Annotated in this window: 18 protein-coding genes and 1 tRNA gene; 10 read left to right on the plus strand and 9 right to left on the minus strand. The window is 41.2% G+C overall.

Translation table 11 applies throughout. The features are described from left to right. Positions 1–123 precede the first annotated feature (123 nt). Together G3567_RS00525 and rbfA are read right to left on the minus strand one after the other, a co-directional pair. Positions 124–1,320, minus strand: coding sequence for an ABC transporter permease (locus G3567_RS00525; RefSeq protein WP_164003223.1), 1,197 nt, complete (start codon positions 1,318–1,320; stop codon positions 124–126). After that, positions 1,317–1,709 carry a 30S ribosome-binding factor RbfA gene (gene rbfA, locus G3567_RS00530; RefSeq protein WP_164003224.1) on the minus strand — a complete coding sequence of 131 codons (393 nt, stop codon included), beginning with the start codon at positions 1,707–1,709 and terminating at the stop codon, positions 1,317–1,319. Before rbfA ends, G3567_RS00525 begins: the two co-directional genes overlap by 4 nt. A gap of 63 nt (positions 1,710–1,772) precedes the next feature. Here rbfA and mce point away from each other — a divergent pair, with 63 nt between their 5' ends. Both mce and G3567_RS00540 read left to right on the plus strand, forming a co-directional pair. Continuing rightward, complete coding sequence (gene mce / locus G3567_RS00535) at positions 1,773–2,183, plus strand: methylmalonyl-CoA epimerase (RefSeq protein WP_164003225.1); 411 nt, start codon at positions 1,773–1,775, stop codon at positions 2,181–2,183. Between the two features lie 65 nt (positions 2,184–2,248). Continuing rightward, positions 2,249–2,325: transfer RNA gene (locus tag G3567_RS00540), tRNA-Ile, on the plus strand. Between the two features lie 70 nt (positions 2,326–2,395). On the opposite strand, the gene G3567_RS00545 is transcribed toward G3567_RS00540, so the two are convergent. Beyond that, a complete protein-coding gene (locus G3567_RS00545; protein ID WP_205521150.1) occupies positions 2,396–3,769 on the minus strand; it encodes a mercuric reductase in 1,374 nt (457 codons plus the stop codon). A gap of 10 nt (positions 3,770–3,779) precedes the next feature. Next, entirely contained in the window at positions 3,780–4,337 is a 558-nt protein-coding gene (locus G3567_RS00550; RefSeq protein ID WP_164003226.1) for a peroxidase-related enzyme, read from the minus strand. 599 nt (positions 4,338–4,936) lie between these two features. Here G3567_RS00550 and G3567_RS00555 point away from each other — a divergent pair. Both G3567_RS00555 and G3567_RS00560 read left to right on the plus strand, forming a co-directional pair. Continuing rightward, a complete protein-coding gene (locus tag G3567_RS00555) occupies positions 4,937–6,367 on the plus strand; it encodes a hypothetical protein (RefSeq protein WP_164003227.1) in 1,431 nt (476 codons plus the stop codon). A gap of 485 nt (positions 6,368–6,852) precedes the next feature. Next, entirely contained in the window at positions 6,853–8,256 is a 1,404-nt protein-coding gene (locus G3567_RS00560; RefSeq protein ID WP_164003228.1) for a hypothetical protein, read from the plus strand. Positions 8,257–8,353: 97 nt separating this feature from the next. Here the strand turns inward: G3567_RS00560 and G3567_RS00565 are convergent, their stop codons facing one another. From G3567_RS00565 to dusB, 3 genes are all read right to left on the minus strand, one after another. Beyond that, positions 8,354–8,749, minus strand: a complete 396-nt coding sequence (locus G3567_RS00565) for a DUF4136 domain-containing protein (protein ID WP_164003229.1) — start codon at positions 8,747–8,749, stop codon at positions 8,354–8,356. A 482-nt stretch (positions 8,750–9,231) separates the two neighbouring features. Next, positions 9,232–9,780 carry an HNH endonuclease gene (locus G3567_RS00570; protein ID WP_164003230.1) on the minus strand — a complete coding sequence of 183 codons (549 nt, stop codon included), beginning with the start codon at positions 9,778–9,780 and terminating at the stop codon, positions 9,232–9,234. 229 nt (positions 9,781–10,009) lie between these two features. After that, entirely contained in the window at positions 10,010–11,005 is a 996-nt protein-coding gene (gene dusB / locus G3567_RS00575; RefSeq protein ID WP_164003231.1) for a tRNA dihydrouridine synthase DusB, read from the minus strand. A 148-nt stretch (positions 11,006–11,153) separates the two neighbouring features. On the opposite strand from dusB, the gene lepA reads away from it, so the two are divergent. Continuing rightward, positions 11,154–12,950, plus strand: coding sequence for a translation elongation factor 4 (lepA, locus tag G3567_RS00580; RefSeq protein ID WP_164003232.1), 1,797 nt, complete (start codon positions 11,154–11,156; stop codon positions 12,948–12,950). A 239-nt stretch (positions 12,951–13,189) separates the two neighbouring features. Here the strand turns inward: lepA and G3567_RS00585 are convergent, their stop codons facing one another. Together G3567_RS00585 and G3567_RS00590 are read right to left on the minus strand one after the other, a co-directional pair. After that, positions 13,190–14,278 (minus strand): ABC transporter permease, encoded by a 1,089-nt coding sequence (locus tag G3567_RS00585; RefSeq protein WP_164003233.1) that lies wholly within the window; start codon positions 14,276–14,278, stop codon positions 13,190–13,192. Between the two features lie 21 nt (positions 14,279–14,299). Continuing rightward, positions 14,300–16,450 (minus strand): carboxy terminal-processing peptidase, encoded by a 2,151-nt coding sequence (locus tag G3567_RS00590; protein WP_235923443.1) that lies wholly within the window; start codon positions 16,448–16,450, stop codon positions 14,300–14,302. A gap of 157 nt (positions 16,451–16,607) precedes the next feature. On the opposite strand from G3567_RS00590, the gene surE reads away from it, so the two are divergent. From surE to G3567_RS00615, 5 genes are all read left to right on the plus strand, one after another. Beyond that, positions 16,608–17,396 carry a 5'/3'-nucleotidase SurE gene (surE, locus tag G3567_RS00595; RefSeq protein ID WP_164003235.1) on the plus strand — a complete coding sequence of 263 codons (789 nt, stop codon included), beginning with the start codon at positions 16,608–16,610 and terminating at the stop codon, positions 17,394–17,396. Next, on the plus strand, positions 17,389–17,670 hold the full coding sequence (locus G3567_RS00600) for a hypothetical protein (RefSeq protein ID WP_164003236.1): 282 nt from the start codon (positions 17,389–17,391) through the stop codon (positions 17,668–17,670). Before surE ends, G3567_RS00600 begins: the two co-directional genes overlap by 8 nt. Before the next feature lie 3 nt (positions 17,671–17,673). Further along, the gene (locus G3567_RS00605) at positions 17,674–18,156 is read left to right on the plus strand and encodes an acyl-CoA thioesterase (RefSeq protein ID WP_164003237.1); all 483 of its coding nucleotides are present in this window, start codon (positions 17,674–17,676) and stop codon (positions 18,154–18,156) included. A 115-nt stretch (positions 18,157–18,271) separates the two neighbouring features. Further along, the gene (locus G3567_RS00610; protein WP_164003238.1) at positions 18,272–19,510 is read left to right on the plus strand and encodes an APC family permease; all 1,239 of its coding nucleotides are present in this window, start codon (positions 18,272–18,274) and stop codon (positions 19,508–19,510) included. A gap of 186 nt (positions 19,511–19,696) precedes the next feature. After that, positions 19,697–23,326, plus strand: a complete 3,630-nt coding sequence (locus G3567_RS00615; protein ID WP_164003239.1) for a T9SS type A sorting domain-containing protein — start codon at positions 19,697–19,699, stop codon at positions 23,324–23,326. The last annotated feature ends 9 nt before the right edge of the window (positions 23,327–23,335 follow it).

Here is a 23,335-nt window from a genome sequence, read left to right on the forward strand (position 1 = left end):
TGAAACGGATGCTGAAAGTCAACTTTCAGCATCCGTTTTTTATTAGCTGCATTTTAAAATCTTAGTATAAGACAGAAAGCTAACTGCCTTGACCAGGAAGGAAAAGCAGCAGAAATAAACAACTCATCGAAGAGAGCGTTTTACGGCTTGTGAAGAGATGTAAGACGCCAGAAACCCTAATCCGGTGATGGTGACAAACACAATCAAAATATTGATGAATTCAAGCTTAACCGGATAAGCCAGACTCGGTGTAATCATAATCCATTCAAAATAAAGCTGAGATAAGACCAAAAGGACGCCAAGCACAAGACCTACTAGTCCCCCGGCTATGCTCATCAGTCCACCCTGAAAGAAAAAGATACGCTGGATTTCGGCTTTGGTCAGTCCTAAATTCAATAGGGTTTTGGAGTTTTGTCGCTTTTCCAATACCGCCATGATGATTGAACCGATCACATTGAATAAAGCTATAATGATAACCAGGGTAAAAATTAAATACACCGCCAGATTCTCAGTATTCAGCATCTTATACAAACTATCGTTCAGCTGGATTCTGTCTTTGATGATGATAGTGGAATTGAATAGGGCATTCAAGTCTTTTCTTACTGAATTTAAGTCTGCTGAAGGTGATACGTTCACTTCCAGAGCGGAAACCTCATTTTCGCTGAGCTGAAGCAAACTTCGGGCAAAGCTGATATCTGTAAACGCATATTTTTTGTCCAGCTCTTCATTGATGGAATAAATCCCCACCACCGTGGCATTGGCCGTTCTAAACGCATCTCTCACATTTAAAACCTGCCCTTTCCCCGGCTTTGGCACATACAGATTTAGCAAATCGGAATAATCGCGGACGCCGGCAGAAAGTTTTCGGGAGAGGTCATTCCCTAAAACGACCTGATACCGGTCTTCTTCCAGCCACTGCCCTAAAAAAACAGCGTTTTTGATTTCAGAAATAGCCGGATAGGAGGTATCCACCCCTTTGATAAAGGCTGGCGTATTTTTGGATTTGAAACTCAGCAACACCCGCTCTTCAACGACTTCAGAATACATAGCGATATCCGCGTGATTTTGAAGCTGAGCTTTCTGAAGCGAATCCACCTTAAAAAATTTTCCGGTCTCCGGAAGTACTTTGAGATCGGGATCGAATTTATTGGTAAAGGAAAGACTGAACTCCTTAAGTCCAGCAAAGGCCGATAAGACGACAAAAAGGGATAGCGCTCCGGCAATGACTCCTACAGAGGCTATCCAGGTGATAATATTGATAGCCGTATTGGAACTTTTGGAGAAGAAATAACGCCTGGCGATGTAAAAAGATACGTTCAATTTTTCTTGCGCTTGTCTATCAAATCCGGATTTTTTATAGGATCGTTTTTACCTTTAAATGCCTCTTCTAAATCGTTGATATATTCGATAGAATCATCATTGAAAAACGTCAGCTCCGGCATACGTCTGAGTTGATTTTTGGTCCGTTGGGCAACTTCGTGCTTGATTTTAGATTTTCTACCGCGTATCTCTTCTACAATCTGTTCAGATTTTTCGGAGGGGAAAATACTCAGATGGGCTTTCGCCTGAAGTAAATCTGGTGTGACCTTAACTTTGGTCACCGATATAATTAAATTTTGAGTCCCTGCTGCTTTAAGCTCCAGTTGAATAACTTCGGCTAAATCTTTTTGAAGGATCCCGGCGATTTTTTTTTGTCTATTTGATTCCATACTGCAAAGTTAGAATAAATATATAAATGCTAGTTTTGTGGTAAAACTTTGTGATACGATCTTATGATTAAAAAAATTGAACACATCGGCATAGCGGTTAATAACCTGGAAGAGGCTACAAAGACCTATGAAGCTTTGCTGAATGTCTCTCCTTACAAAACCGAGACCGTGGAGCGCGAAGGGGTGAAAACCGTGTTTTTTGAATGCGGTGAAAGCAAAATCGAACTCCTGGGCGCCACGCGTGAAGACAGCCCTGTGGGAAAATACCTGAGCAAACAGAAAGAAGGCATCCACCACATTGCTTTTTATGTAGATGATCTTCAGGCAGAAATGCGAAGACTGCAAAAGCAAGGCTTTCAGCTGCTTAGCGAAGAACCCAAAGCCGGGGCCGACGGCAAGTCCATCGTGTTTCTTCATCCCAAAAGCAATCACGGGGTACTGGTCGAGTTATGTGAAGACCAAACTCAATTTTAATTCAAGAATTATTTTGGCTGATAATAAACTTATACTTATTTTTGCCCTCCTTAACAATCAGCACTGGTCCCATAGCTCAGCTGGTTAGAGCACCTGACTCATAATCAGGTGGCCCTTGGTTCGAGTCCAAGTGGGACCACCAGTAAAATCAAAGCCTTACAGAAATGTAGGGCTTTTTTATTAATTTTTATTCAAAATCTTTTTTAACCCAACTATTCTTCATCCAGGAGCTTCAGGTTTTCGAGCATCGTGGGCAATAATTCACTTACGGTAGGATGAATATGAACCGCATCCCGAATAACCGTATAAGGCTGTTTCGCATACATTTGATCCAGGATGGTATGGATGTATTCATCGGCTCCGGTTCCTAAAAACGTCGCTCCTAAAATTTTTTCTGAATCTTCTTCAATATAAATTTTCAGCATGCCCTGCGTTTCTCCCAGCTCTTTGGCCCGGGCGATTTTACTCATGGGTCTGGAGGCCACTTTGGCTTTGATACCTGCTTTTTCAATATCCTGTGAATTCATTCCTACTCTGGCCAAAGGCGGATCTATAAAGGCTGCATAACAGGTGAACCGGTCTGAAAGGTTCCGTTCTTGATCACCAAACAGATGTGAATTGACAATTTGAAAATCGTTGTAAGCTGTATGTGTAAACGCCCCTTTACCGTTACAATCCCCAAGCGCCCAAATGTTGGAAGCTGTGGTTTTCAAGGCATCATTTACTTCTATAAAATCACGATCATCTAAACTCACGTCTGTATGTTCCAGACCCAAATCTGTGGTATTGGGTAACCTTCCTGTGGCAAGTAAAATATGCGAGCCCTGAAGTTTGGTTTTCTGCTTTTTGCCATCAATGGTCACTTCTACGTTTTCACCGTTTTGTTCAGCAGTGATGCATTCAGAATTCAGGAGCACGTCTATGCCTTCCTTTTCGAAAATCTTTTGTATTGCTTTTCCAAACTCAGGATCTTCATTTTTAAGCAGCTGATCGCCTCTGTCCAGGATGGTGACTTTACTGCCAAAACGAGAAAACATTTGTCCAAACTCCAGTCCGATGTAGCCCCCGCCAACGATGATCAAATGTTCCGGAATGCTTTCCAGCTCCAGAATACTTTCATTGGTAAGAAAATCTACATGTTCAAAGCCTTCAGGTATTCTGGGTCTTGCACCAACATTGATGTAAAACCTATCCGCTTCATAGGTTTCTCCATTTACTTCAACAGATGTATTGCTTAAGAATTTCGCTTTCCCGCGTATCAAATCAATATGTTCCGTATTGGAAAACATAGATTCCAACCCACTTCTGGAATCGGAAACGATTTTATCTTTCCGTTCTTTAATAGCTTTCAGGTTAACCTGGACATCTCCTTTAATTTCGATACCAAGCTCAAAACTGTTTTTGGCGATGAAGGCTCGCCTTGCACTGGCAACATAGGCTTTGGTAGGTGTACAACCCACATTAACACAGGTGCCGCCGAGATGACTTTTTTCTATTACGGCAATTCGGGAGCCGTTTTTCGCCAAACTGGCAGCCAGAGAAGGTCCTGCCTGTCCTGTACCTATAATGATAGCATCATAGTTCATAATCGATACATTAATAGTTATAATCTTTGCCCTTATCAGGTTCAAGTTCAACACCCAGACTCAAAACCATCCGGTTCACAAAATTGAAATAGGACACCACCAAAGCGGCATCCAAAATAGCTTGGTCGCTAAATTTTTCTTCTTTCAATTCTGTTATTGTATTCGTGTAGTCTTGGGTTTCATTTTTAGTCAGTTGTTCAGAAAAAACGCAGAGCGCCCTGTCTTTAGAAGTCATTTCAAGCTCTGAATAATTCTGTTTAAGACGCTCAACCTTCTTTTCATCTTTCCAGTACTGCTGAAGTGCGCTGGCGTGATGCGCTATGCAATACTTGCAGTTATTCGTTCTTGAAGTCACGACTGCCATCATTTCTCTTTGAGCTCTCGAAAGTTCGGATTTGGAATACATGATTTCCATGTATAAATCCATATGTTTCACAATGCTTTCGGGTCTTAAGCTTTGCATTTTATGAACTTCAGCGATCTTTCCGCGCTTTTGTATTAACTCATCATATATACCCCTGAGTCTGCCTTCGGCTTCTTCAGGAGAAATAGTTTTGATACTTGGCATTTCTGTTTAAATTTCGAGATAAAGATACTTAATTAGAATTTAAAATTCTTCCGCATACAGATTTCTCTCAGACAGCAATCCCCACAAACTTTAAAGCTCTTAATACTTTACTGTTTACTGTTGCAATTAAAAAGGGAGGCATGAAGAATCCCAGGTCGTGAATTCAAAAGATCTGTATTACACCGGCTCTAGACAGTATCTTATACCCGACTAAAGTCTCATGACCATGTAAAACTATCTGCTTTTCGTTTACAAACGGCCTGGATATTTTTCCTGAAAAGAGGATGCATCTGACTTTTCTCATGACAGAGGACTGGTACTTAAAAGCGACTCCTTGAAAATACCATAAAATAATATTTATTTTTCATTCAAATAGACGTATATTTACTAATATTGCTATTTTAAAGGGCTCAATAAAAATGGCCTCAATTTCATTACATATGATCAACCGAATTCACACGCATTTTTAACCTTAAAACATCAATCCAGTATTCCCCTCCTTTCCTATATCAAAGGGCTTTACGACTAACGATTCATTTTAGATGCTCACTTATATAAGTAAAAAGCGGTATGCTCCGTAGCTCTTGATTAGAAAATTTATGAAATCAAAATTAGTTATAGTATGTATGTTTCTAGGCCTGTTCCTAGGTTATGCTCAGGTTGGCATTGGAACCACCACTCCGGATCCCACGTCATTACTAGAAATCAAATCGGATACGGCTGGAATATTGATTCCCAGAATGACCTTAGTCCAAAGAGACGCTATCTCAGACCCTGCGCCTGCAAATGGGTTGCAAATTTACAACACGACCAACAATACCTTAGATATATACAGCAATAGTAGCTGGAAGTCGTTTGCCTATTCTCCAGATTCCAACCTGGTCTACGTTTATTCTCTTTCAGATTTACCTGCTCCTGAAAGTGGCGGGATTACTTTAGATGAAACTAAAATGTACGTTTTTTCTGGCTCAGTTGTGATTAGCCCCAATTATATAAATATAAATGGTGCAGGCCTACGAGGAACCGATCCACAGAAAGACCAAATAATTTCAGATGTTGCTAATGGTGCTGTCCTAAGGAGTTCTAATAAAAGTATATATATTAAGGAATTGGCTGTTGTACCAGCTAGTTCCAGTACTACAGCCTATGATTTTTCTGATACAACAGGAACTTTCTTCTGTAATATCTTTTCAGGAAGCTCGGTAGTTGACGCTATGGGACCTTCTTCAGGAGTTGGAACTATTTCAGGATTTTCTGCGATTACAATTCTTCAAAACTATTGGAATACCACCAATGGCATCAAAATAGGTGGAACTGTGGGAAAATTCACCTCTGGTTATAATTTTATTGTGGGGATTTCAAATGGAGCCGGAATAGAACTTCTAGGCGACATGACCGCCAACGATATAGATATAGCCAATAATTATTTTATTTATACTGGCAATATTGGCTTAAAAGTAAATTCTACTGAAAGTCTAGACAGAGGGCGGTTAACCACCAATATGTTTAGGGGGGTAGGAACGCCTTTAGATGGAATAACCTCAGCCGAAATAGGCTGGAATATGTCACAAAACACAGATATTCCAGACACAAAAGCAATTGCTTTGAGCTATTTTAATGAAGGTAATTCAAACGTAGCAACAGATTTTACAGGTACAACAATATCAGGTTTTGTAAAAGTTGCTGGAACCACTACTTCTGCATATGCACAAAAATTTACAGCTAGTAACAACAACAGAATAACTTATGACGGAAGAAGACCTATAGTTGCTAAAATCAGTACAACTATAAATGCAGAATCAGGTACGACTGATTCTAGCTATACAATCGCTGTTTTTAAAAATGGGGATATGGTATCAGATCAACCCGTAAATACGTTGAATAGCATAGCAAACAAAGGTAAATTTCAACTCTCCCTATCTACTGAGCTAGATTTAGTAACTACTGATTACATTGAAGTTTATATCCGAAGAAATTCGGGGGATGACACATTGTTAGTGACCGCATTTCAGTTCAATGTCTCCGATTAAAAGTATATTAAATTCGAGTTTAAACTAAAATTTCTCTACTTGCTTTACATATACTATTTAAAACCTATTCTTCTACAACAGCTCCAACTTCAAGAAGTCACTTTTGTGTTTTCGTATATACCTGGCTATTTCTTTTCTACTTACTAATTAATTGCCAGTCCAGGCTGATTCAAGGCCTGCGGTTTTTACCTATACTATAGTTTATGCAATGATAAATAATTTCAAATCACTTTGAATAATGAAATAGACCTTTCAACTGGTGATTATATTGAAGTTTATATTCTTAATAATTCAGAGACTGATGCATCTATCACGGCAACTGAATTGAAATTTAGTGTGACCACTAGTTATACATAACATATCCTAATTTCTCCCCTGTTTTGATGGCTCCCCTTTAGAGTACCTTTACATGTTTAACATTGCTTTATAATTGGAAAGTATCTAAAATGTTTTTTTATTAAATTGTCTCAATAAAATTAAAATTCATGAAATCAAAACTGGCTTTGCTACCTATTTTACTAGGCTTTACACTTAGCTATGCGCAAATTGGAATCGGAACCACCAACCCGGATCCTACCTCCATGTTAGAAATTAAATCGGATACGGCAGGGATATTGATTCCCAGAATGACTTTAGCACAGAGAGATGCTATCGTAACTCCTGCAGAAGGCCTGCAGATATTTAATACCACAAACAAATCCCTGGATTTGTTTGCAGACGGTTCCTGGAACCCTTACTCATTTCCTGTAAATTCCAACCTTGTTTATGTTTATTCTCTTTCAGATTTACCGGCCCCTGTAAGTGGCGGGATTACTTTAGATGAAACTAAAATGTATGTCTTTTCCGGTTCTGTAGATATTGGCTCCAACTACATCAATATGAATGGAGCAGGACTGAGAGGTACCGATCCACAGAAAGATGAAGTGGTATCCAGCGTAAATGGTGCAATCCTAAGAAGTACTGATAAAAGTGTTTACATCAAAGAATTGACCGTTGCCCCAAATAGTGCTTCAACTCAGGCTTATGACTTTAGTGATACTACAGGATTTAATTTTTGTAATATTTTTTCTGGATCTTCAGTAAGGGAAAAGGTAACCTCTTTGGGGGTAGGCCAAGTTTCAGGATTTAGTGCGGTTACCATTATTCAAAATTTCTGGAATGTCACAGATGGCCTGAAAGTCACGGGAGATATGGGAAAATTTACAAGTGCCTATAATTTTATAGTTGGCATTACAAGTGGATCTGGGATAGAGTTTGAATCCGGAGCCGTTATTGATGATATAGATTTATCAAATAATTACCTTATCTATTCAGGACAAACCGGTATAAATATAGTTAGCGGTTCCTCTATAGATAGAGGGCGAGCAACTGCTAATGTATTCAGAGGTGTAGGAACCCCTTTAGCGGGTATAGATGAAAGTGAACAAGGCTGGTGGTTTTCACAAAATACTAACATACCCGATACAAGGCCCGTTGGTTTTATTTATTTCAATAATAATACTACATCAACCACCTTCACTAATACTACTGATTTTGTAAAAATTAAAGGAGCTACCACTGTTAAAACTGCTCAAAAGTTTTCATCCAATGCTGATAATCAAATGACTTATATTGGCAGGAGACCTATAACGGGATTAATTGATATTGTCATTAATGCTATTAGTCCATCAAATGGTGCTGGCTATGTCATCTCACTCGCTAAAAATGGAACAGTATTGAACGATATAACCTCTACAATAACCGCCTTATCTAATAACCGGGGATTTCAAATGGTTTTAAAACAAGAAACAGATTTAGTAACAGGTGATTATCTTGAAGTTTTTATCCGATCAACTGGATCTACTGATCCTTTAGATGTAATTGGATTGCAGTTTAATGTTTCAGATTAACTAAAAAGATTATTACCGCTTTTTTAATAACATATTCAGTATTCAAAAAAAGACTGCCTGCTTCGGCAGTCTTTTTTTGAATTTAATTTTTGGATGCTTAGTTATTCAAAGGATAGGCTTTAAATATATCGATGATGGCTTCCTGCACTGCTTCAGTTTCAGTTTTATCCATGATAGGTTCAGACGTAATTCCTTTCCAAACCGATTGCTTGGTTTCTCTGTCGATTAAGTCTATGACCACCGTACCATCTTTATAAGAGTAAGTATACGTCGTGTAGCCAATGACTCCGCCCGGGTAATACCAGTCATACCATCCTCTGTAATAAAAAGGCTGATAAAAAGGGCTTACTGGTGTTCCGGGTACGGCACCTACGTAAGGATAATTCGCATAAACCGGCTCCTGCTCTCTTTCAGTTTCAAGGTTGGTTGTAATGCTAATGAGCACCAAAAGATCCGGATTATCCCTGTCCAGAGTATATCCCGCAGCTTTCAAGGGATGCCGTTTAGACCTTTTCGAGACTGAAGCATTGCGGTTTCATTTAAAAATTATGCTCATGTTCACAGCTAGCACACCGAAGGATTAGGATAGCGATGCCTTATATAAATTTGTTGCGGGAGAGGATTACACCCTGGTACCAGATAGGAGTATATGGTAAGCACGCCCACCTCAGGCGTAAACTACAGCACCGAGCTTGCCTCCTGAACCCGGGCCAGGTCAGTTTAAAAGGAAAAACCTGGCTGCTTCAAGGGTGTAGTTAAGACATGAAACTGACAGCAACCCCCAGGAAACTAGCCTTAAAATAAAAAGCATGAAAAAAGGATTCACTTCAAAAGACGAGAATGTATTTTAGACTCACAGGTATTTGCAGAAAAATGCCGCCAACCTATTTCATAGGGTATTCTGAGATTTAAATTCTGCGAAAACCATTTTCAGCCCGCATTCCAGTAGAGGCTGAAGTTGAATTTAAATAAAACTTAATAATCCGTCACAGAACTCCAGTTCTCCCCGCTTTTGATCCGGTAGAGCTGCATTTCAGAAATACCAAATTGTTTGGCAATCATCTTCATCCGTGTACGGCGATTGGGATCGTTTATTTTGCGCTTGATCAGCCTCACCTGAGACTCCGTTAGTTTGGAATAGGTTCGTTTTTTTGGACGATTTATATAGTCCGGATTGCTAAACTGATGCTTCTCTTTTTCTTTTTTGGTCGCCCATTTAAGATTTTCAACCTTATTATCGAGCTTGTCGTAGTTGAGGTGAATCACATAAATCCCCTCTCCTTTTTCCAGGAAATGCTCAGCAACCAGTTTATGAACGTATCGACTGGTTGATTTTTTGTTCAGTTCTTGTTTTAAAGGAAGGGTCTGGTAGCCATTGATGAAAGATTCTTTGACTAAAACTTCATTTTCACCCTTGCAGTTAAGCATTCTACCATAGTTTGAGATTTTGTACTTCTCGAAGCTGGCAATTTTGTCGTCAAAGACGACGTCTTTCCATTGTTCATTGTAATAATTACGAATCATGAGTTTTTGATTTTGAGACTTGTTCTAGAGGATGAAGCCGTTCCAAATCAAAACAGATGGATAGAAATATGTTGCAATATAAATGATTTATTTATTTCTGGAAATAAATCACACCTCCAATCTTCGCGGAAATAAAGAGGCCTACACTCATAGCTCTTATCGCTATCCCTTCCTTGAGTTGGCTTAGGGAGGGATAACCCCTCCTTGGGAGGGTTAGGGAAGGAAAAAACTACTCCACAAACTGATAATCTGCAAACTTCTCCTCTACTTCATCGAACGCAGCAAACACATCTTCCGCATGGTCTGAGGTTACCATTTTCATGCGGTAGTCTTTAAAGTGAGGAATGCCTTTAAAGTAGTTGGTATAATGCCTGCGGGTTTCAAAAACCCCCAGCTTCTCCCCTTTCCAGTCGATGGACATCTGGAGATGGCGTCTTGCAACATCAACCCGTTCCACCAAAGAAGGCGGCTCGCAGTGGGTTCCCGTTTCAAAATAATGCTTTACTGCCTTGAAAAACCAGGGCGAACCAATACTCGCTCTGCCTATCATGGCACCGTCCAGTCCGTATTCATCGCGCATAAGCACCGCTTTTTCAGGTGTATCTACATCGCCGTTTCCAAATACAGGAATGTGCATACGCGGATTGTTTTTGACCTCTGCGATGGGTTTCCAGTCGGCTACCCCCTTATACATCTGTGCCCTCGTTCGCCCATGAATGGAAATGGCTTTACAGCCCACATCCTGCAGACGCTCGGCAACTTCATATATTTTGATAGAATCGTGATCCCAGCCCAGTCGGGTTTTGACGGTGATAGGCAGATTGGTGTGTTTCACCATGGCTTCGGTAAGCTTGACCATAAGATCAACGTCTTTCAAAATCCCGGCTCCGGCACCTTTGGACACCACTTTCTTCACCGGGCAGCCAAAGTTGATATCGATCACGTCGGGTTTGGTCTTCTCCACAATCTCTACCGACCTCAGCATGGACTCCAGGTTGGCCCCAAAAATCTGAATACCGACAGGACGTTCTTTTTCGTAAATGTCCAGCTTCATCATGCTTTTGGCAGCATCCCTAATCAATCCCTCCGATGAAATAAACTCCGTATACACCATATCTGCCCCATACTCTTTGCACAACGCACGAAAAGGAGGATCACTCACATCTTCCATGGGAGCAAGAAGTAAAGGGAATTCGCCTAAATCTATGTTACCTATCTTAGCCACAACTTTTTATTGCAAAATTAGGGAATTATAAACAATTCACATAAAGCTTTTAAGAGGGCTTCAGATACGGCGGTTAAGCCAAACAATTCCTGTATATTTGCACATCAAATTCTGAAGCTTTTTTGACTTCAGATCAGGAAAACGGACTATGAAGAATATTCGAAATTTTTGCATCATTGCCCATATCGACCACGGAAAAAGCACGTTAGCCGACCGTTTACTAGATTTTACCAAATCTGTAACCGAACGCGAACGAAAGGAACAGCTCCTGGATAATATGGACCTGGAGCGCGAGCGTGGCATTACCATAAAGAGTCACGCCATTCAAATGGTATATACTTATAAAGGGGAGGACTATGTTTTCAACCTTATCGACACGCCCGGACACGTGGATTTTTCTTACGAAGTCTCAAGATCTATCGCTGCCTGTGAAGGAGCTTTACTGATTGTGGATGCTGCTCAAAGCATACAGGCACAAACCATTTCGAATTTATACCTGGCTCTGGAAAATGACCTGGAAATCATTCCGGTGCTCAACAAAGTCGATCTCCAGAGCGCCAATCCGGACGAAGTTACAGATGACATTGTAGATCTTATCGGCTGTAAGCGTGAAGACGTGATCAGAGCCAGCGCCAAGGAAGGCATTGGTATTGAGGAAATTTTGAATGCGATTGTAGAACGGGTTCCGGCTCCAAAAGGGGATCCCGACGCTCCGCTAAGAGCTTTGGTTTTTGATTCTGTGTATAATCCTTTCAGAGGAATTGAAACTTACTTTAGAGTTTTTGATGGCAGTATCAAAAAAGGTCAGAACATAAAATTTGTGGCCACCGATAAAAATTATTCTGCAGATGAAGTAGGAACCCTGAAGCTGGTTCAGTTTCCTAAAAAAGAAATCAAAGCTGGCGATGTAGGTTACCTCATCACCGGTATAAAAAATGCCAAGGATGTAAAAGTGGGCGACACCATTACTGATGCAGAAAATCCTACCAAAAATGCAGTGGCCGGTTTCGAAGATGTAAAGCCGATGGTTTTTGCCGGAATTTATCCGGTGGAAACCGATGAATACGAAGAACTAAGGACAGCGATGGAAAAACTCCAGCTCAACGATGCCTCACTGGTGTTTGTGCCGGAAAGCTCGGCAGCCCTTGGTTTTGGTTTCAGATGTGGGTTTTTAGGAATGCTTCATCTTGAAATCATCCAGGAACGCCTCGAGCGCGAGTTTGATATGACGGTAATCACTACCGTACCCAACGTGTCTTACAATGCATTTACATTGAAAGATAAAGACAAGCCCATCATCGTAAGCAATCCCTCAGATTTACCTGAGCCCACCTACCTGGATCGCGTAGAAGAACCTTTCATCAAGGCAAGTATTATTACAAAATCTGATTTTGTGGGATCTGTGATGTCGCTGTGTATCGAAAAACGCGGACAAATCACCAATCAGACTTACCTCACACAGGATCGTGTCGAACTCAGTTTTGACATGCCTCTTGCTGAAATTGTTTTCGATTTCTATGACAGGTTAAAGACCGTTTCTAAAGGCTATGCCTCATTTGATTACTCGCCAATTGGCATGCGAAAATCTAAACTGGTCAAAGTGGACGTCCTGCTTAACGGCAATACGGTAGATGCCCTTTCAGCTTTGCTCCATGTAGATAATGCTTACGATATCGGTAAAAGAATCTGTGAAAAACTGAAAGAGCTCATTCCGAGACAACAGTTTGACATTCCAATACAGGCGGCTATCGGTGCAAAAATCATTGCGAGAGAAACGGTAAAAGCTTTAAGAAAAGATGTGACTGCAAAATGTTACGGGGGTGATATTTCCAGAAAACGTAAGCTTTTGGAGAAGCAGAAAAAAGGTAAAAAACGGATGCGACAGGTGGGGAATGTAGAGATTCCTCAGGAAGCCTTTATGGCAGTCCTGAAGCTTAACGACTAAATTATAGCCGTTCTACATTACACTGAGCCAGGTGTTTTTTCAGGTTGAAGTTGAGTTCGATAGCTTTTATGCGCAGAGATACATTTCCTGAAACTTCGCGTTAGCTTCAAGTATCCGGACTGGCGCAGAAGCTCAACTGATGGATGATTTATTAGACCTCACAGTTCCGAAGTTTCGGGACTGTGAGGTCTTCTTTTTTAAAAAAGAAGACTCTTTCCGCAGGCTTTACAAAACAGGTTTTAGTTTTTCACATCCAGAGCATCCCGCAGGGCATTCCCAATGAGCATAAACGCCATCACTAAACTCATGATCCCCAGTCCGGGGATGATGGCTAAATAGGCTTTTCCTAAAATGATGTAACTGTAGTGGTCTTTGATCATTGCTCCCCAGCTGGGCGTTGGCGGCTGTGCACCTATTCCCAGAAAGCTAAGTCCACTTTCTATCAATATAGCCGCGGCAAAGTTGGCCGCAGAAATAACGATAACCGGCGCGAGGACATTGGGCAGGATATGCCGTAAAATGATTCTTTGATTTTTAAAGCCTAAAGCCCTGGCCGCGGTGACATACTGAGCATGTTTCACACTCATGATTTGCCCCCTCACTACACGAGCCACTTCTACCCACATCGTAAGTCCAACCGCTATAAATACCTGCCAGAAACCCTTGCCAAGAGCCAGTGTGATGGCTATTACCAAAAGTAAGGTGGGAATGGACCAGGTGACATTGATAAGCCACATCACGGCAGTGTCAATTTTACCGCCATAATATCCGGAGACAGCGCCCAAAAAGATCCCGAGAAGTAAAGAAATAAATACGGCGATAAATCCTACCGAAAAGGATATACGCAAGCCTATGAGCATTCTGCTTAACAGGTCACGACCATATTTATCGGTTCCTAACCAATAGGTCTTTTGGTAAATATGTTCTGAGGTGAAATCAACAGCATAGGACGTTAAATCCAGTTCGTTTTCCAGGGAAGAGTCCTTGATTCCATATTCCAGATAATACAGGGTATTGCCCTGTGTTCTGTAAGATTCGATGGGAATGATTTCGTTGGGATTTTCATTTCCGGAAAACGACCTGGAGAGCCAGGACTGTTCTCCTGAATTGGGATTTGGAAGTTCAATAACCTGAACTGTAAATCCCGGAGGCTTGGAATGAATACTCAGGGCCATCGAATTGGCATTTTCAGAACTATCTGGTGTCAGAACATAGGCAAAAACACCCACAAACAGGCAGAGCAGGATATACCAAAAACTTAAAACGCCCCAAAGGTTTTTTTTGAACTTTTGGAGCGCTAAATCTTGTAAAGAAGCATTTCTTTTCAAACGTCTAGGATTGACATTAATTTAATCTTTTCTGGCTGCAAGTTTAATTGAATTTTTGTCAACATTCAGATCCTGTAGGACATGAATAGCCTCTTCTACATATACATCCTTAGACAGGCTTTCATGCCACCTTTGTCTTTTTTCGGTTAAAGAAGAGTCCTGAGTCATCAAGGCTTCCTCGTAAGGAAGGGACTTAAAAACTAGGCTTGTATTGTATTGACTGATGCCTTCAAATTTCGAAGTCATCTCTTCTACCTGAATCATTTCTTCCTTATATTCTTCATAAGCAAGACTAAACAAATTCTGTTTTCTCTGGGATTCTATCCATTGCGCATTTTCATCTATCATTTGGATTTGAGCACTCTTGGATAAGCGCGCTTTACTGGCAGATATGATTTCTTCCAGGTTGGAATAGCCTCCCCAGACTTTGTAATCTGCAGCATCTATTTTATCCCAGGGCATAGGATTTTCATAATCTCTTTCACCAATATCTATATAAGAAAAACGATCGGGCACAGCCACATCGCTGGCTACACCTTTCAGCTGAGTAGAGCCGCCGTTTATTCTATAAAATTTCTGAGTCGTGATTTTCAGGGCTCCCATATCACCAAAAGAACTGTTACGCATCCAGCGGTTGAGATCCACTACATTTTGAACGGTTCCTTTTCCATAGGTTTGTTTGCTGCCTATCACAACAGCTCTTTCGTAATCCTGCATGGCTGCTGCAAGTATTTCTGAAGCTGATGCCGATAATTCATTGACCAGGATGACCAAAGGCTTATCCCAAATCACATCCGAATCTGTATCTTCCAGAACCTCTGTATTATCCTGAGCATCTCTTACCTGAACTACAGGCCCTTCCTCAATAAAAAATCCGGCGATATCCACAACGGTGGATAACGATCCGCCTCCATTGTTTCTCAGGTCTATAACAAGTCCTTTAGCCCCAATTTCATTAAGTCTTTCAAGTTCTTTTTTAATGTCAGATGCTGCATTTCTTTCGGTGTAGTTCTGCATATCGAAGTAAAACTTCGGGAGGTTGATCAGTCCAAACACATCCCCATCTCTTTCAACGGTCGATGTTTTGGCGTAGGTCTCTTCAATCTCAACCACATCTCTTGTGATCCGAATGAGCTGCGTACTTCCATCTACTTTTTTGACGGTAAGCGTCACCTCGGTTCCTTTAGGCCCCTTGATCAGGTCAACTGCATCATCCAGTCGCATGCCGCGTATATCTACAGGCTCCTTTTCATCTTCCTGTTTGACTTTTTGGATAAGGTCACCAACTTCCAGTTCACCATTGGTCCAGGCGGGACCCCCCGATATGATTTCAACAATTTTTACGTTGTCTCTCTGCTTTTGCAATCTGGCTCCTATACCTTCCAGTTTTCCGGACATAGAAATATCAAACCTGTCTTTATCCTGAGGAGCGAAATAATTGGTATGCGGATCAAACTGACTTACGAATGAATTAATGTACAAGTTGAACCAGTCTCTGCGTTCGAGATCCGACATGGTATCAAAATAATTTTCAGTCGATTCTCTTGTGATTTCCCGAGCTTCTGCTTCCAGTTCCGCATCCGATTTCACCTCCATCTCTTCTCCATCTTCAATTCTTTGAGCCTGCTCTTCCTGCAAGTCGTAATAGGTGGAAAGGGTAGAAAATTTAAATTGCTCTCTCCATCTTTGTTTTAATTCCTTCTTGTCTTTTGCATAATCGATCTGTTCGTAATCTGTGTTTATGGTTTCTGATTTTTGGAAATCGAAAGGTTCTTCCAGCAATTCCGCATAGAATCCTTTAGCCTCTTCCATGCGTTTTTTATAGCGCTCTACGGTAAGATTGAAGAATAGCAGGTTTTTATTTTTGATTTGATCGTCAAGTAAGGTTTCAAAAGCCTGGAATTCTTGAAAATCACTTTCCAAAAAATGCCTTTTGATAGGATCTACCCCCTTGATGTAATCCTTAAAGACAGACTGAGAAAATTCATCATCGACTTCTTTCATATCATAATGACCCTGCTCAATCACATAGGTGATAAGTTCTATAAGCACCTGGTCTTTATCGGAATCATCATCAAAGTCCTTGGTCGTCGTAAAACTGCAAGAGGTAACCGCAAATAATGTTATCAGAAATAAAATAACAAGATTGTTTTTTAAATTGTGTTGTTTCATCATATCAAAATTCATTAAATCAAATCTAAGGTAATATTTTTCAATGTACAGTAAAAACTATACCACATTTTTTAATCCTAGCTAATAATTTGTTAAACGTCTTTCCTGAGCGATTTACTTTCTGAAATGTTTATTTTAGCGACTTTAAAATTGAACCATGCAAGAAGAAAATAACAAACCTTTAATTCTCGTCACCAACGATGATGGCATTACTGCTCCGGGTATAAGGCACCTCATTAAAATCATGAAAACAATTGGAGATGTCATTGTTGTAGCGCCAGACAGTCCGCAAAGCGGAATGGGTCATGCCATTACCATAAGTGATAATCTGTATTGTGATCCTGTCACGATAGACAAATATTCGAAGGTCAAGGAATATTCTTGCTCAGGAACACCGGCAGACTGCGTCAAAATAGCCACTCAGGAAATTCTGAAACGCAAGCCCGATTTATGTGTAAGCGGTATTAACCATGGCTCCAATTCGTCTATCAATGTGATTTATTCCGGAACCATGAGCGCGGCGGTAGAAGCTGGCGTCGAAGGAATTCCAGCCATAGGCTTTTCCTTACTGGACTATTCTATGGAAGCTAACTTCGATCATACGACCAAATACATAAAACGCATCACTAAAAGCGTCATCAAAAATGGCTTGCCTAAGGGTGTGGTTTTAAATGTGAATATCCCTAAAGCCGGTAAAGAAAAAATAAAGGGCATAGAAGTCTGCAGGCAAGCCAATGCTCGCTGGGAGGAGAAGTTTGATAAACGTCAAAATCCGCAGGGACGCGATTATTACTGGCTGTCTGGTGAATTTGTAAACCAGGATGAAGGTAAAAATACAGATGTAGAAGCCCTGGAAGCTGGTTATATTTCTGTCGTTCCCATTAAATTTGATCTTACGGCACATGACTTTATAAGAGAACTTAAATCCTGGAATATCGATGATTAAGAAAGAAGTGGCCATAGGGTTTTTGATAGGTATTGCTGCAAATCTGGCAGGCATGTTTTTGTATATCAGCCTGGTGATGCAGAAAGAATTTGAACTGGTACTGGAAAAAGCTTCAGAAGAAGGTGTACTGGGAAGTATCATCGCTCTGGGTGCTATCCTGAACTTTCTTCCGTTTTTTGTCTTTATCAGAAAAAAACAAGACTATAGAGCCAGAGGCGTGCTTATTGCAACGATCTTAAGTGCTGTAGTTATTTTAATTACAAAATTTTTATAAAATATGTATACCAAATCATTTGAAATACGCTGGAGCGATCTCGATGCCAACAGGCATCTTGCAAATTCTTCTTACCAAAACTTTATGAGCCATACCCGAATGGCTTTTCTGGTTGAAAACGGGTTTTCTCAACAGGAACTTGTAAAACACAATCTTGGGCCTATCGTATTCTACGAGCATATTTATTACTTTAAAGAGCTGAAACCGGAGGATCATGTGAGGGTTAGTCTGGAAGTTAAAGGCCTGAGTAAAGATGGTATGTTTTTTCAGTTTGAACATAACCTGTACAACCCGAGCGGAGAAAACTGTGCAAGATGTGAAATGATGGGATCCTGGCTGGATTTAGACACAAGACAGCTCACTGCTCTGCCGGAACACCTGATAAAACCTTTAGAACACCTGACTAAAACGGAAGACTATAAAATTTTAACCAAAGAAGACACGAGAAAGTTTGGTGCAAGACCCAAGCACTTGAAAAAAGACTAGCCCAGAAATCGGCGAGCTCATGAGTTTATAGCATGACTCCCTGAGCCCGCTGCATATGCATTTCAGAAGTTTAAAGACACCATTCAAGACATCTTTGAAAAAATAGTCTCTAATCATGGGGAAAAGAAAACTTAAAAAAACGCTGGGCTTTTGGGATATCCTGATGTTTGGCGTTGGCGGTATTGTGGGTGCCGGTATCTATGCTATCATTGGAGAAGCAGCAGCCCTGGGGGGCAACATGCTCTGGCTAAGTTTTGTTATCGCAGCCTGTGTAGCCTTGCTTACCGGTTTAAGTTATGCTGAATTTGTGAGCAGATTCCCGGATTCTGGCGGGAGTTTTGAATATATCAAACAAAGCCTGGGTTATAGATGGGCTTTGTTCATGTCGGTATTTATGATGTTCACGGGAGTGGTCGCTGCAGCCGCTATTTCCATCAGTTTTGCAGATTACCTCTCCAGATTATGGGAACTTCCCTCCTGGATTATTGTTATTGGTATCGTGGGCTTAATGGCTCTATTCAACATCATCGGCGCCAAGTATAGTTCGTATTACAATGCTTTTGCTACCATCATCACCATTGCAGGTTTAGCGGTGGTTATAGGCGTGTGTATGCCTGAATTTGGCAGCGCGAATCTTACTCAGCTAAACACCAACGGATGGACTGGCGTTATAGCCGGAAGCGCTTTGATTTTCTTTAGTTATATAGGGTTTGAGGACCTGGTAAAAATGGCTGAGGAAACCAAAAATCCGGAAAAAGTCATGCCCAGAGGTATCCTTCTTAGCAGCTTGATTGTATTGATCATTTATGTCCTTGTAGCCATATCCGCTGTGAGTGTAATGAACTGGCAGGAGCTTGCTCAGGCCGATGGACCCTTGGCGGCAGTCATAAAAACAAAATTAGGTGGTATTGGTGCCATCGGACTTGTTGTCGTCGCTTTGTTTGCTACGAGTAAAACCATTTTAAGCAATATTCTGGGGACCTCTCGCCTCCTGTATGACGTTTCCAGAGATAGCGACATCCAATGGCTGAAAAAATTCACGACGCTTTCCGGAATAGGAAATACGCCAAATTATGCCATTGTAGCCACTGCGCTTATAGCCATTGCTTTTGGTTTACTGGGAAATTTAAAACTCGTAGCGAGTATCAGTAATATTTTTATTTTTATCGTCTTCGGGATGGTGAATTTCTCTTTGATCTGGTTTCGCTATAAACACAGGGGAAATAAGAACAAAGCACCTTTTCATATTCCCCTGAATATTAACAACATACCACTCCCCACCCTTGTAGCCTTTCTGACCATCCTCATCTTGTTTGGTTATAATCTTTACAACCTGTCGCAGGGACACTTGTAAATCCTGAATCACAACTTTATTGTTTATTATTTTAGAGCAATTCCCTAGATTTTATCAGGATTAAAGGCTGGTCTAATAAAGCTAACTCAGTCTTAGGTGTTAATTATTTAATCATAACTTACTGGTTTTTAGTTTTTTATGAATTAATTTATTATTTTTAATCTAGGCATTTTAATACCGTGTGTTATGAAAAAACATTTATTTGAAATTCTGCCTGCTCTGATGATGCTTTTTGTATTCCTTTCAAATGCTCATGCACAGACCACAATTTACACTTTAGATTTTGAAACTCCTGGCGGTTACACCACCAGCATCCCGGAAGCTGTTGATGAAGCCACCGACTATTTTGGCAGAATTGAATATGGGGTTGATACCCCGGGACCTGCGTTCACAAATTTACAAGGTCAGTTTTATTTCGGCGCACAGGATATAGACGGCATTTCTTCAGCGCCTGCTTTGCCTGTTTTTCTGAATATATCTGCTATAGATATAACGGGGTATACCCAGTTAAAATTAAGGCTTTATCTCGCTGAAGATGACGATGGCACAAATCAGGACTGGGATGCCGCGGATTATGTGCATTTCAAAATCGATATCGATCAAACAGGTTCCTATACCAATGTATTAAATATAGAATCTTCAGGGAGTACAAATACCGAACCTGCCATTGATACCAATTATGATGGTACAGGAAACGGAGCTGCAATTACAGAAAACTTCACTCAGTTTAGCGCCAATATAACAGGAAGTGGGTCCACCTTAGATATTCAAATTGAATTTAATCTGAATTCCGGTGATGAAGATATCGCTATAGATCATATAGAGATCATAGGTTTGCCTCTAAATCCCAATGACAACACCACTGAAATGTATGCGCCGGCAACACAGATTTCAGAGTCTACTCAAATCGCTGCCGATGTAACTTCTTCTATTACCAGTTTTGCAGTCTTAAAATTTATAGTAGAAGACCAGGCTTCAGGGGATGCTTTGCCAACCCATATAAGTCGTATGCGTTTTGTACCCGGCCCGGAGAATACCGCCGACTGGTCAGATCATATTCAAGGCCTTACCCTCCATGATGAAAATTCAACGGCATATTCGCCAATGGTTTCCCTTTCAGATACTGAAATTATACTGGAGTTTGCATCGGCTGTAAGCATAGCTGATGGCGCCAGCCTGGAATTTGAAATAGGAGCTTATCTAAATGAAAATAAAATTATCGACCATGGTAGTATACAGTTCCAGATTGATGCTGCCTCCAGTGGGTTTTGGGCTGAAGTTTCCGGTTCTGGCTTTACAGACCCCTTGGCCAACGGAGATATCGTTGGAAATACACATACGATTGACGTCCTCGCCACCCAGCTGTCGTTTATCCAACAGCCTACCAGAGTTATAATTAATGAGGTAATAAGCCCTTTCCCAAGCCTGGGGGCCTATGACGCGCATTCAAATCTCGACCTGGATTTTACAGAGGCCGTAAGCCTTTTACTTCCGACAGGAATTTCTTTTGATGCTTCAGCGACCTCTTCTGTAACTGCTGAAAGTGGTATCGCCACATTTTCAAATCTTAGTTTCAATTCTACTGCAACCGGGGTAAATCTTACAACGTCCAACGGCTCATTAAGCAATACCACAAGTACAAATTTCGACGTTATCCTGAAACCAATCATCATCGCTCAGGAAAATTTCGACGGCCATACGCCTACCTGGCCAAATGATATTGCAGAACAAACCTTTGTAGACCCAACCTCGCCTGATGAAGGTCTGTTTATACAGCCTTCCACATACATAGGCTCTGGAAATACAGCTTTTGGCAGAGATACTGAAGGAGAATCTGGCGAACCTACACTGGGGGATACCTATACCTTCAGGTTTGATGATATCGCTATTTCCAACTTCTCGAATCTCAGACTTACTTTTGATTATTATGTCTTTGCGAATGTGGATTCAGGCTCATATCAACTCGTGATAGATGGAACACCACAGGCTGCAGTGGAGTATTACAATGACCCCGACACCACACCCGTTCAGGGAACTATTTCTGTAGACATAGCTCCTGCATCAACACTTGGCTTGATACTCACAGGATCTTTGAATGGAGGTTCAGATATTTTAGAATTGGATAATTTTATAATTCAGGGGAATTATGACGGAGACCTCACCTATGCTTCCGGCACCTGGTCACCCAGCGCCCCTGGCCCTTCTTCGGGAACAGAAGATGCGCTTATTCAGGACGGAACTTACAACACCGATTCTGATGTCAGCCTTAACTCGATTACAATACTTGGTGATGCGAGTGTTCACATTAGCCCCGGCGATGTACTGAGCATAAATACAGCTATACATAACAACGGCAACTTAACTTTCAGGAGTAGTGCCGCAGGCACAGCCCAGCTGGCAGAGGCTACAGACCTAAGCATTACTGGTGATATCACCGTTGAGCGTTATATTCCTGCCGGACGTGCCTTTAGATTAGTGTCCGCTGCAGTAGGCGGGCATAGCATTGCCAGTACCTGGCAGCAACATACACATATCACGGGGGTTGGCGGGGCTGCTAACGGTTTTGATGCTACGGAATTAAATAATCCCTCCTTATTTAGGTTCGATAATTTGATAACTCCCCAAACCAATGGGGCCGGATGGCAGGCCGTCACATCCACTTCCGAAATCATCTCTGCCGGAACCCCTTACCGCTTATATGTGCGTGGAGACCGAAGTATTGATTTAACCGATAATAACGCATCCTCAGCCACGACCTTAAGGACAAGCGGCACCATGCAGTTGGGAAGTTACTCGCCGGGCCTGGCTACAGTAGCTGCCGGGTTTAGTTTTATAGGCAATCCTTACCAGGCGGTGGTTGATTTTAAAGCGGTCACCACCTCAAACTTAACGGGATATTTATATGTATGGGATGCCAGCATAGCTGGTGCAAATGGCAATGGAGGCTACACGGTTGTAGACGTTTCAGATGGAAGTGAGGCGGCTGAAAGTCCGTATTCTTCAAATGCCAGTCAGTATATTATGCCGGGTCAGGCCTTTTTTGTTCAAAACACCGCCGCAGGCAATGGCTCAGTGACTTTTGAAGAGAGCGATAAAGCTACAGGGAAGGCTCAGGTGGATATATTTAAAACCAGTCCGGATTTTTTCATCAATTCGCGTCTTTACAAAACAGCCGACTTACAAAAAAATGACAGGGAAAGCGATGCCATTGGATTACGCTTTAATGCGCAGTACACCACCATAGCCGATGATGAAGACGCCAGCAAATTGGTAAATCCAAATGAGAACTTCGCGATTGTCAACAATGGATTCAGGTCTATAGATAAACAAGGCCTGCCCTTCTCCGGTCATGAAATCAATTTAGTTGTTGCAAATTATAAAGCAGAGGACTACAGTCTGACCTTTGCCATGGAAAACAAGCCTGAAGATTTAAAGGTCTTTTTGAACGACGACTACCTCAATACGAAAACAGAACTCACTCAAAACACAACCTATGCGTTTACAGTAGATGAAACCAATGCTCAAAGTATAGCCGTAAATCGATTTAACTTAAGCTTTGAAGCAGTGACCTTGGCTAGTGAAAGCTTTACTGCTACAGAGGTAAGAGTATATCCCAATCCGGTTCTGAATCAATTCCATATTGAGCTGCCAGCTTCAGCTGAAGTAGAATCGGTTAAAGTCTTTAGTACCTTAGGACAGGAAGTGAAATCCGTACAATCCAGGTCGATAGATATTTCAGACTTGAGACCTGGAATTTACCTGACTGAAATAGCCACAACCCAGGGCCGGCTTATCAAGAAAATAATCAAGCAGTAAAAAATCGTT

It is taken from the genome of Psychroflexus aurantiacus, assembly GCF_010820555.1.
Lineage (GTDB): Bacteria > Bacteroidota > Bacteroidia > Flavobacteriales > Flavobacteriaceae > Psychroflexus > Psychroflexus aurantiacus.